The sequence below is a fragment of the Massilia rhizosphaerae genome (assembly GCF_016093545.1).
GTDB lineage: Bacteria > Pseudomonadota > Gammaproteobacteria > Burkholderiales > Burkholderiaceae_D > Telluria > Telluria rhizosphaerae.
Map to the genome: position 1 here is coordinate 41,048 of NZ_JADKYX010000026.1, position 11,484 is coordinate 52,531.

An 11,484-nucleotide genomic window follows, 5' to 3' on the forward strand; every position below is an offset into this window, starting at 1 on the left:
CCGAGAACTCCGCGCCTGGTCCGCCCGCAGGCGCCCGATTCAATCGTCCAGCCGGCGCGCGGCGCCGCCCAGCAACCGATCGACGGCCGTGCGCACGCCGTCTTCGGCCGCCATCGCCTGCCCCACGCGGCGCGCGTTGTCGCGCAGCGCGGGCGCCGACGCGGCAGACACGGCCTGCGCCAGGCTGGTGCCGTCGAACCCGGCCGCCGGACAGGTCACGGCGATCCCCTGCTGCGCCATGCGCCGCGCCCAGAAGAACTGGTCGCCGGCAAACGGCACCACGACGGACGGCACGCCCGCGCGCGCGACGGCGTGGCTGGTGCCGGCGCCGCCATGGTGCACGACGAGGGCCGTGCGCGGGAACAGCCAGTCGTGCGGCGTGTCGCCCAGCACGAACACATCGGGCGGCAGGCGGGCCGGATCGATGCCGCTCCAGCCCGGATGGAACAGCACGCGCCGCCGCGCCGCGACGGCCTGGACGGCATCGATCAAGCTCGCCTGGGCTATGCCCGCCATGCTGCCGAAGCCGATATAGACGGGTGCGGGACCGGCCTCCAGGAACGCCGACAGGGCCGGGGACGGCCGCCAATCGGGCCGCACCGGCAACGCCCAGGCGCCGGTGAGCTCGACGTTCGCCGGCCAGTCGACCGGACGCGCCAGCAGCGTGGGCGAGCAGCCGTACAGCATGGGCACGTCGCGCCATGGCCGGCGCCGCGGCGGCGCGCCGAATACCTCCCGGCGCGCACGGTTCAACTCGGGACCGAACATGGACCAGGCCATGCGATCGAACGCGCGGTGGGCCAGCAGATTCGCCCAGCCCGGCAGGCGATGCACCGGCAGGAACGGCGGCGCGAAGGCGCGCGTGGGCGTCATCGGCCACATCGCGGCGCCGATGCACGGGATGCCGAGCGCGTCCGCCACCGCCAGGCCGACGAAGCCGGCCAGGCCCGAATACACCAGCGCGTCGCTCCCCTGCGCGGCGGCGCGCGCCGCTTCCATCCACGGCCGCGTGTTGTCGCGCGCGAGGGCCGCACAGGCGCGCATGAGGCGCGTCATGCTGGCGCCGTCCTTCAGCAGCGCGCCGAACGCGCCGCCGGGTTGGAACGCGGCGCGCATGTCGCCGGAAAGTAGCGTGAAGGGAATGCCGAACGCGTGAGCGAGCGGCGCGCCCGCCACGTCGGCCAGCACGTGCGCCGCGTGGCCGCGCGCGCCGACTTCACGGGCGAGCGCCAGCAGCGGGCGGGTATCGCCGTCGGTGCCGTAGGTGAGAAACGTGATCTTCATGGTCGTGCCTCGTTCGAGAAGGCACGATTGTGGCCGCCGGGGCGTGCGGCGGCTTGAATAAACCCGACATCACAACCGGTACGGCCAGTACTCGCGATCGGTGTCGATGTGCGTTTCCAGCCGCGACGGCGGCAGGCCGGCGAGCTGGCGCAGCTCGCGCGCCATATGGGCCTGGTCGGCGTAGCCCAGCTCGGCCGCGAGGTCGGCCAGGGTGCGCGCCGGCGCGGCGGGATCGCGCAGCGCGTACACGGCCGCATTCATGCGCTGCAGCCGGCGCGCCTGCGCGGGAGAGAGGCCGACGCGGGCCCGGTACTGGCGCTGCGCCTGGCGTTCGCCGACGCCCAGCGCGGCGCCCAGTTCCGGCACGGTGGCGGCGCCGTCCGGCGCGGCGATGCGGCGCAGGCTGGCGCCCAGCTCCGCATCCCAGCGATGGCGCACGGCCTGCCAGCGCTCGCCCAGCCGCGCCTCGATCCAGACCAGTTGCGCGGCCTCGTCGGCGCAGGCGCGCAGCGCCCGCGGCCAGTCGGCCCAGGAGGCATCGAGCAGGTGCGCCGCCGGGTCGTTGCGGTCCTGCAGCGCGGCCGGTGCGAGCCCCGTCAACAGGGCGAAGGCGTCTGGATACAGCACGACGCCGAGCGTGCGCAGCGGCGCCAGGGTCAGCGACGCGATGGGCCGCGTGCGCGGTCCGGCGACGACCCAGTCCGGCAACGCGTGCAGCGCGCCGTCGTCGCCGGGTAGCGCGACGGCGCCGGCCGTGAAGAAGTTCAGGCTGCAGTACACCATCGCCGGAAAGCGGTTCAGCTGCGGCTGCGCCGGCGGCCACGGGTCGTCCACGGTCGAGATGAAGCCGATGCCATGCACGGCCTCGGCCAGCTCGCCCCGCGGCGTGTGCATCCAGGCTTGCATGGCCGGCGCGGCGCTTATTGCACGTCGAGCAGTTCGACGTCGAAGATCAGGTTGGCGTTGGGCGGAATCGGGCCGGCGCCGTCCGCGCCATAGCCCAGCGACGCGGGAATGACGAGCGTGCGCTTGCCGCCCACCTTCATGCCCTCGACGCCCTGATCCCAGCCGGGGATGACGCCGCCGCTGCCGAGGCGGAACGTGAACGGCTTGCGGCCGACGGAGCTGTCGAACTGGGCACCGTGGCGCTGGGGCGCGTCCGGCAGGTAGAACCAGCCGGTGTAATTGACGGTGACGATCTTGCCGGCCGTGGCGACGGCGCCCGTGCCCACCGTCGTATCGATTTTCTGGAACGCGACGGGGGACGTGTCGACCTTGACCTCGGCCGGCGCGGGCGCGGCCGTGTCGCTGGAACGCTTGCAGGCGGCCAGCGCGAGCGTCAGCGTGAGGGCGAGGCCGATGGAGGCGAGACGGAGCATGTTCATGGGGATTCCTTGTGGGTTCAGAGGGTCTTGACGAAGGCGCGCACGCCGCCCAGCAGCATCTCGATCGACATCGCGGTGAGGATCAGGCCCATCAGGCGTTCGAACGCCGTCATGACCTGGGGCCCGAGCACCTTCTGCAGGCGCTCGGCGCCGAGGAACACGGCCAGCCAGACCGCGGCGACCGCCGCCAGCGCCGCCACGTGCACCATCACCTCCTCGACCGAGCCGGCCGTGAACAGCAGCACGGTGGCCAGCGCGGACGGTCCGGCCAGCGCGGGAATCGCCAGCGGCACGATGAACGGCTCACCGCCCTCGCTGCGACCGAGCACGCCGTCCGGGTGCGGGAAGATCATGCGGATGGCGATGATCAGGAGGATGACGCTGCCGCCGATGCGCAGCGAGATGTCGGTGAGGTTCAGCGCGGCCAGGAAGTGGCGGCCGAAGAACATGAACAGGAGCAGCAGGAGAAAGGCGATGGCGCATTCGCGCACGACGATGCGCGGGCGGCGGGCCGGGTCGACCTCCTTCAGCGCCGTCACGAACAGGGGGACGTTGCCGAAGGGGTCCGTGACCAGCAGCAGCAGGATGAAGGTCTGGAAGAAGCTCTGGGTCATTTGGTGTTGTTATTGTTATGGCAGGTGTGATCTTAACCGATCCGATCTATCAAGGGGAGTGCGCGTCCTGACCGATAACACAGCACTCCGTCCGTACGGAAAATGCGTGCGCGATTGGCACACTAAGAAGATGAGTGGAGATGAAGCCACACCAATATGACGCGTGCCATAAGGCGACTGTCGCTGAGTGATTGGCACTGCGCTTTGACGATCCCAACCGAGAGTTTTCGACTATTGCCACAGGGACATCGTTTTTCTTTGTAAGAATCCTCCGTTGGTGCTACTCTTTCATTACTCATAGACAACGCTTGCTTTCAGGCAGCAAACTTGCGGACGGCTTAATGGACTCTACACAAGCAAAGATGTTAATCGTTAGCCTTCTAGGCAAATCTGTCGGAGGATGGTTGGTCGAGGAGGAGTTGGGCTACGGAAAGTCTGCTGTGGTGATGCGCGCAACCTCCGGCGAACGTACGGGCGCCCTGAAGGTCTTTCATCCCGAACTCGTTGAACGATATGGGGAGGAAAAACAGATTGCGCGTATTTCACGTGAGACCGGTTTAATTGGCTCAAAACATCCAAATCTTGTGGAAATATATGCAGGCGGAAAATGTTCAGAAACGGGACATCTATTTGTAGTAATGGAGCTCGTTCCTTATCGCAATCTAAAATCGTCGATCAAGGATATACCAACCACATCGATACGCTCCATTATAGAACAACTAGCTTCCGCAGCAATATTTCTTGAAGAACGAGGCCTTGTGCATCGTGATATCAAACCGGAAAATATAGCAATTTCAGAGAATTACGAGTCCATCAAACTTCTAGACCTAGGAGTTTTGCGCCCGTTCGCGGAATCAAATTTAACTGATATCGATCAACGCCCATTCATCGGCACGCTACGGTACAGCTCCCCAGAGTTTTTGCAAAGAAAAGAAGAACATTCATTAGAGGGATGGAGGGCATTAACAGTTTATCAGATTGGCGCAGTCCTGTATGATTTACTTATGAAGAGAGAAATTTTCTCAGAGTTCTCCTCTCCGTATTCAGTATTGGTAGAAGCAGTTTTAAAAGAAACACCGGACGTTTACGGTGAGGACCCAGACCTAGTCCGGCTTTGCCGTCATTGTTTAACAAAAAATCCAGGCACTAGACTTGAGCTTGTGTCATGGAACGATTTTACGACAAGTACAGACGCGAATCTTACCGTGGAAATTCTGCGCAATAGAATTAAAGGACGTCAGCTTCATTTCAATGACACATCTGTTACAGCATCAATTGGCGCCGCCGAATTACTGAGATTACAGCGGAAGGAACTTCAAGATCTATGCAGTCGACTGGGCGCGGCAATAGCCATTGCGTTAAACGATCTTCAATGTTTCCCGCTTAGAAAATCCCTTGAAGAATCAAGCTATGACGGGTGCAGTTGCAGGCTACTAATATTTTTTGAGAAGTCCAGCGAAATCGGTTTACACCAGCACCTGCATGTTGGCTTCAGTCTGACTCTAGAAGATCAAAATAATGGAAAACCCATCTACACATTAAAGGCATGCTCAAGTCTAGCCAAAGATGAATTAAGTCTTCACCAATTTGATATTAGCAAAAAACTAATCACCGGAGATGCCAATGAGGTAATTAATCATTCTCTGCTTGAGGCATTTTTTTTGAAATGTCTTGAAGCAGCTTACCAACAGCTAGACAAATCCGGAAGTGAGATCGAAAGTTCGCAGGTAGTTTTAGATACAATTAAATAAGGAACAACAATGTCGAATACTTGGTGGAAAGACCCCTCTGAGTTAATTGGTGAGCAAACCAAAATCTTAGATCTACCAGTTGACGAAAACCTACTAATCAAAGGGCCACCGGGTAGCGGCAAAACAAATCTATTATTACTGCGAGCCAATCATCTTTTTCTTGGTGACAAACCGAACCTTTATGTTGTCGTTTTTGGTTCTGTTTTGCGGAATTTTATAAAGATAGGCGGTGGACAATATAAATTCCCGTCGAATAAAATTATCACGCATACGCAGCTTTTTAATCAGATTTTGAACGAATACGATGTAGAACTAGATACCAATGGCATGTCGCTTATGGATGCACGCAAGGTCAAAGCCTCTGCTCTTCTACACCTCGCCCATGACAATGAACTAGGTGCTATTTACGATGCACTTTTGCTTGACGAAGCACAAGATTATTTCCCCGACGAGATTCGGGTATTTAAAGCGATTTCTAAAACGTTAATAGCCGCGGCGGATCTAAGACAAAAGGTATTTACGGTTGATGACTGCTCCTCCGAACTACAAAAATCTGTGGACAATATTTACGAACTGAATTATCACTTCAGGAATGGGCGTGAGATTTGCCGATTAGCTGATGGTGTGATGCAGGGAAAACCTGATCATGTTCCGTTAATAACGTATTCAAGTTACGACGAAAAAGCATATCCATCGCGTGTCACTGAACGTCGTGGCCTTACCATAGAACAACAAGCCGCAGCCATTGCTGACCAGATAACAACACAACGTTTGACCTATCCTGACGAGCTTATCGGTATAATGTGTCCGCGCAATGAGGAGGTCGCTTCCATACTGGAATACCTTAAGCTAACGCCGTTAGGTTCGGAAATCACCCATTGTAACTCGAAAACGTTTGATCCAAGTCGTCCGGTATGGCTCACTACTATCTCGTCCGCGAAAGGTTTAGAGTTCCGAGCAGCGCATATTGCAGGGCTTGATATGCTACACCGCACCGGAGGCGCTCAACGACGGTTAGCATTTACCTCGATTACACGCGCCAAGACGGCGCTCTCGATATATTACGAGAAATCAATTCCAGGATATCTTGAATCGGCCTTGCGAAAGATTGCGCCGCCAAAAGCTGTGACAAAAGCAAACATTTTCGGGAAGGACTAATATGTGGCATTCGGAGCTGCTTCGGCGCGAGCTTTTTGATCTTATTCTTACCGGTCGTACGCCGGCGTGCGCAAGGGCAAATGATAAAGATATTCTTTATCACATTCCACAAGATCACCTCTCTAGTTTGGTCTGCTGGAAAACCGACCCATCAAAAGAACAGTTACTACCTGCGCTAATTATCATACATGACGATGAAGTAACGAATTTTTTGGCCGCGATAAACTCGGGCACAAATGGGCCATCTCCATTTACTGCGTTCTCACGGGTTATTACAACGGCTGAAGCAAGACTTTACTCTCAAGTTCGGCGGGAAAAAGGGGAGCAAAAGGCTTTACAAGGCCTAATCTCATTATCTTTTGCAGAGGCAATACATTATGCTGGCGGCAGAATTCAGCCTACCGAGCTTACCCCAGCAATATGTAAACGTACCTTGGCGTATGGGTGGGCAAAAGCTTTAGCAAACGGCGTTCCCGTTGAGCATGTACAAAATTTTGTAGACTCTTGGCTAGAAACTGTTTCGTTAACGAACTCTGGTGCTCGACTGGATTTAATGCGCCAGCAAAAAGGGCTACTTACTGAACTATTACATCTTGCGAGCCATCTATTCTACGGGACGCATTCGTCAAATCCCATTTCCTCGCTTAGTGAAGCGTTAATAGAAGACAAACCGATGCTTACGGAAAATTCTTGGGATCGGCTTACCAGAGATTGGTCGCAGCAGTTCTCTCTAAAAGAATTTGAGGCTTCAACTAGAGAAGAACGCATGGCGCTATTTCAAAATTCGCTAAACCGGCTGAGTGCAAATTTAGACTTAACAGGCTATAGTTCCGCCCTTAGTGCCTTCCTCGCAACTCAAATATCACCCAGTTCATTTGAACATTTTTCCATATTGAGCTCGCGCGACCGGCAACTCGCCATATGGTATATGTTTATGGCCGGGCTACAACAGCCGCGCGGTTTACTAGGTTTTAATGGTGGCTTGGGAAGTCGTTTGCTACGAGACGTAAATAGAATCGAAAGTCTTTTAGACGGCCCAGTGGGCGATATATCGTTGCGAGAATTGCGTGTGCTTGCTCGAGCAGGGTTAGAAGGAATTTCCAAACGCCTCGGGCATTCGAATGAAATCGAAGTTGAGGTCATTCCCTTGGTGACATGTAGCTTCCGATTTCAACCTTCGCAAGCAAAACAGGTTTCACTATTTGACACCACAATTTACGATACACCGCAGAGACCGAGCACACTGGACGAAGTGCAGACTGAGAAATTTAAACGACTGGTTTCAACTGCAAATGAACTCGCGCGCTTTTTTAATATCGATTTAAATTCTGATGAAAATAGCAACGTCGCCAAACGTAGCCGCAAGAAGTCTCGAGAATACTAAATATATCGCGAAGCAAATTAAATGATTAATTCTTTTGAAACTCTGGCGTTTTACAGAGGGATTTCTTCGCAAACTAGCATCGAGCATCCGAGTGTGCGGAATGTTAGAAAAGACCGAATTCCGCGCAATATGCCGCAAGAAATACATGATCGCGCCGACGCATGGTTTAATGAAAAATTTGGCGTTAGATATCGCAGCCAAGCTCTTTTTGTCACAAGCTCGATGTTTATTGCGACTAATTACGCAACAACACCAGAGAATGTTGTGCGCGTTATACCAATCGGCCCCTATCGTTATTGCTGGTCCAAAAAGTGCAGCGATCTGCTCTTCTTTAAAGCCTCAGAAAATAAAATAACGATCGAGGGATATTTAAATGATAGCGATTACATTGAAACAGACCTAGCGGACGCTTTTTCATCAGGAAATGAAGTCATGTTATATTGCGAGCAGTATGTAGCCATACCGTTAAGATTATTACAAACAAAAGAAAGTGAGACAGCAGCAAAGGAAAAGTCAGTCTTAATTCTTGCTTAAACAGATCAGCGCGAAAATAGCTGAAATGCCACCCTCATTTTTTTGCGCTACGCCCACCTTTGGCCTTTGCTTCCTGCCACGCATTGCTTTCAACAAGGTTTGTGAAGATTCTTGAATGAGGCACCCCGCTGAATTTTGATAAGTTAAAACCAAATTTATAGATAAAAAAATCGGGGCGCATGCCCCGATTTATGTGATGCAAAGTTAGCTAACTTAGTTCTATTCGAACTTCTTCAGCCACGCCTGCAACTGATGCGGACGTAGCCCATCGTAATCCTCGAACGGCTGGTGGATCCACGGATTATGCGGCAGGTCGACCAGGTGGTAATCCGGCTTGATCGACGACGTGCCCTTGACCCACAGGACGGCCGAACGCACTTCCGTCACGTCCGGGTAGTTTTCCTGGAGGTGCGCGCGCACGCGCATCAGGGTGACGCCCGAATCGGCCAGGTCGTCGACCAGCAGGATGCGGCCGGCCAGCGGGCCCTTGGTCATCGTCATGTACTTGGCGATGTCCAGGTCGCCCTGCTTGGTGCCCGCCTCTTCGCGGTACGAGCTGGTCGACAGGATCGCCAGCGGCACGTCGAAGATGCGCGAGATCGCGTCGCCCGGGCGCACGCCGCCGCGCGCGAGGCACAGCACCATGTCGAACTTCCAGTTCGATTCGTACACCTCGAGCGCCAGGCGCTCGATCAGGCGGTTGTATTCATCCCAGGAGACCCACAGGTCCTTGTCGGTCGATGGAGGCGTCGTCATTTTGGATTGTTCCTAGTTTCTGCTTGTGGCTGACGTCCCTGCCTTGCGGGTGGCGCGGCAGGGACTGTGTGCTTCGACTTCGATATCAGGCTGCGAACGGGTGGCGCAGCACGATGGTTTCTTCGCGGTCCGGACCGGTCGACACCATGTCCACCGGAATGCCGACCAGTTCTTCGATGCGCTTGATGTAGGCGCGCGCATTGGCCGGCAGGTCGTCCATCGACTTGGCGCCGACGGTGCTGTCCTTCCAGCCCGGCATCTCTTCGTACACCGGCACGCAGGCCGCCGCTTCTTCCGCGCCGACCGGGAAGATGTCCACGTCGCGGCCGTCGATCTTGTAGCCCGTGCACAGCTTGAGCGACTCCAGGCCGTCCAGCACGTCCAGCTTGGTCAGGCACATGCCGGTCACGCCGTTGATCTGCACGGAGCGGCGCAGCAGCGCGGCGTCGAACCAGCCGCAGCGGCGGGCGCGGCCCGTCACGGTGCCGAACTCGTGGCCGATGCGCGACAGGTGTTCGCCGACGCCGGCATCCGTCGGTAGCTCGGACGGGAACGGGCCCGAACCCACGCGGGTCGTGTAGGCCTTGGTGATGCCCATGACGTAGTGCAGCATGCCAGGGCCGACGCCCGAACCGGCGGCGGCGTTGCCGGCCACGCAGTTCGACGAGGTGACGAACGGGTAGGTGCCGTGGTCGACGTCCAGCAGCGAGCCTTGCGCGCCTTCGAACAGCAGGTGGCCGCCGGCCTTGTGCGTCGCGTACAGCGCGGACGACACGTCGCCCACCATCGGACGCAGGCGCGGCACGAGGGCCATCGCGTCGTCGTACACCTTCTGGAAGTCCAGCGCCTGGCCGCCGAGGAAGCCGGTCAGCACGAAGTTGTGGTACTCCAGGTTCTCGCGCAGTTTCTCGGCAAATCGAGCTTCATTCAACAGGTCGGCGATGCGGATCGCGCGGCGCGCGACCTTGTCTTCGTAGGCCGGGCCGATGCCCTTGCCCGTCGTGCCGATCTTGTTGACGCCGCGCTTCGCTTCGCGGGCGACGTCGATGGCGACGTGGTAAGGCAGGATGACCGGGCAGGCTTCCGAAATCTTGAGGCGCGACGCGACTTCGATGCCGGCCGCTTCCAGCTTGTCGATCTCGCGCATGACGTCCGGCACGGAGACGACGACTCCGTTGCCGATGTAGCAGGCCACGCCCGCGCGCATGATGCCCGACGGGATCAGTTGGAGTGCCGTCTTCTGGCCCTTGATCACCAGCGTGTGGCCGGCGTTGTGGCCGCCCTGGAAACGCACCACGCCGGCGGCATGGTCGGTCAGCCAGTCGACGATCTTACCCTTGCCCTCATCGCCCCACTGGGTGCCGATGACAACGACGTTCTTTGCAGTATTTGACATCATTAACCTAAGTTTTTGAGAATCCAATTTCCTTGTTCGAGGACGAGCACGCGGTCGCACTCGAACTCGTCCTGTACATTGTCGTGACCCGGCATGGACTGGATCACCGTTTCGCCGCTCTTGCGCAGTTCGGCGATTTTTTCGCGCAGCTCGGGCGCGTTGCCCCAGGGGGCCCGAATGGAATGCTTGCGTTCGGCCGTCGGCAGCAGGCGGGCCAGCTCGCGCAGGTCGAGCGAGAACCCGGTCGCCGGACGCGCGCGCCCGAAGGCTTCGCCCACGTGGTCGTAGCGCCCGCCGCGCGCGACGGCGTTCGGCAGGCCCGGCACGTACAGCGCGAACATGGCGCCGCTTTCGTACTGGTAGCCGCGCAGGTCGGCCAGGTCGATGGCGATCTGCGCGCGGCCCAGCGCGGACCCGGCCAGCGCGGCCAGTTCCGCCAGCGCGCGGGCGATGCCCGGCAGCGCCGGCAGCACGTCCTTCGCGCGGGCCAGCACGTCGATGTCGCCGTACAGATTGGGCAGCGCCAGCAGCGCGGCGCGGGTCTGCGCCGCGTAGTTCGCCGTCGCTTCCTCCAGGCCCGGCACGTCCTTCGAGCGCAGCAGGCCATACAGCAGCTGCTCGTCGCGCTTGGCGACGGCATCCTCCGCCAGGATGGCGCGCAGCACGCCCACGTGCGACAGGTCGAGGCGCGGCTGGTCGAAGCCGGCCAGCGCGAGCGACGCGAGGGCCAATTCCTGGATCTCGGCGTCCGCCTCGAGGCCGGCGTGGCCGTAGATCTCGGCGCCGATCTGCAGCGGCTCGCGCGTGGCGTGCAGGCCGGAGGGCTGCGTGTGCAGCACGCTGCCGGCATAGCACAGGCGGGTGACGGTGTCGCGGTTCAGCAGGTGGGCGTCGATGCGGGCGACCTGCGTCGTCATGTCGGCGCGCAGGCCGAGCAGGCGGCCGCTCATCGAGTCGACCAGCTTGAAGGTCTTCAGGTCGGTGTCCTGTCCGGCGCCGGCCAGCAGCGAATCGACGTATTCGAGCAGCGGCGGCATCACGAGTTCGTAGCCGTAGGTTCGGAAGGTGTCGAGCATCAGGCGGCGCAGCTCTTCGATCTTGCGCGCTTCGGACGGCAGGACGTCGGCGATATTCTCGGGCAGGAGCCAGGTGGGCATGGGCAAAGCGGGTCGGGTTGTTAAAGGTCGGACAACATTCGGGCGGCATGAACGCGGCTTTGCAC

General features: G+C 58.6%; 11 protein-coding genes. 4 read left to right on the forward strand and 7 right to left on the reverse strand.

Annotated elements, in window-relative coordinates:
* Positions 1-39: 39 nt before the first annotated feature.
* The 4 genes from ISF28_RS27320 to ISF28_RS27335 form a co-directional block, all read right to left on the reverse strand.
* A complete protein-coding gene (locus ISF28_RS27320) occupies positions 40-1,284 on the reverse strand; it encodes a glycosyltransferase (RefSeq protein ID WP_198120336.1) in 1,245 nt (414 codons plus the stop codon).
* Positions 1,285-1,353: 69 nt separating this feature from the next.
* Complete coding sequence (locus ISF28_RS27325; RefSeq protein ID WP_198120337.1) at positions 1,354-2,190, reverse strand: AraC family transcriptional regulator; 837 nt, start codon at positions 2,188-2,190, stop codon at positions 1,354-1,356.
* Between the two features lie 14 nt (positions 2,191-2,204).
* Positions 2,205-2,663 carry an FKBP-type peptidyl-prolyl cis-trans isomerase gene (locus ISF28_RS27330; RefSeq protein WP_370663509.1) on the reverse strand — a complete coding sequence of 153 codons (459 nt, stop codon included), beginning with the start codon at positions 2,661-2,663 and terminating at the stop codon, positions 2,205-2,207.
* A gap of 23 nt (positions 2,664-2,686) precedes the next feature.
* A complete protein-coding gene (locus ISF28_RS27335; protein ID WP_198120339.1) occupies positions 2,687-3,283 on the reverse strand; it encodes a MarC family protein in 597 nt (198 codons plus the stop codon).
* A 341-nt stretch (positions 3,284-3,624) separates the two neighbouring features.
* Between ISF28_RS27335 and ISF28_RS27340 the strand changes: the two genes are divergently transcribed.
* Genes ISF28_RS27340 through ISF28_RS27355 form a run of 4 tightly spaced genes read left to right on the forward strand, consistent with a single transcriptional unit; the run spans position 3,625 to position 8,110 of the window.
* Positions 3,625-5,034, forward strand: a complete 1,410-nt coding sequence (locus ISF28_RS27340; RefSeq protein ID WP_198120340.1) for a serine/threonine protein kinase — start codon at positions 3,625-3,627, stop codon at positions 5,032-5,034.
* Between the two features lie 9 nt (positions 5,035-5,043).
* Entirely contained in the window at positions 5,044-6,192 is a 1,149-nt protein-coding gene (locus ISF28_RS27345; protein ID WP_198120341.1) for an ATP-binding domain-containing protein, read from the forward strand.
* 1 nt (position 6,193) lies between these two features.
* A complete protein-coding gene (locus ISF28_RS27350; protein WP_198120342.1) occupies positions 6,194-7,576 on the forward strand; it encodes a hypothetical protein in 1,383 nt (460 codons plus the stop codon).
* A gap of 21 nt (positions 7,577-7,597) precedes the next feature.
* On the forward strand, positions 7,598-8,110 hold the full coding sequence (locus ISF28_RS27355; RefSeq protein WP_198120343.1) for a hypothetical protein: 513 nt from the start codon (positions 7,598-7,600) through the stop codon (positions 8,108-8,110).
* 219 nt (positions 8,111-8,329) lie between these two features.
* Here the strand turns inward: ISF28_RS27355 and ISF28_RS27360 are convergent, their stop codons facing one another.
* The 3 genes from ISF28_RS27360 to ISF28_RS27370 all read right to left on the reverse strand — a co-directional run bounded on the left by ISF28_RS27360 (position 8,330) and on the right by ISF28_RS27370 (position 11,419).
* A complete protein-coding gene (locus tag ISF28_RS27360) occupies positions 8,330-8,866 on the reverse strand; it encodes a phosphoribosyltransferase (RefSeq protein WP_198120344.1) in 537 nt (178 codons plus the stop codon).
* Positions 8,867-8,951: 85 nt separating this feature from the next.
* A complete protein-coding gene (locus ISF28_RS27365) occupies positions 8,952-10,265 on the reverse strand; it encodes an adenylosuccinate synthase (RefSeq protein WP_370663506.1) in 1,314 nt (437 codons plus the stop codon).
* Positions 10,265-11,419 (reverse strand): ATP phosphoribosyltransferase regulatory subunit, encoded by a 1,155-nt coding sequence (locus tag ISF28_RS27370; protein ID WP_198120346.1) that lies wholly within the window; start codon positions 11,417-11,419, stop codon positions 10,265-10,267. Before ISF28_RS27370 ends, ISF28_RS27365 begins: the two co-directional genes overlap by 1 nt.
* Positions 11,420-11,484: the final 65 nt, after the last annotated feature.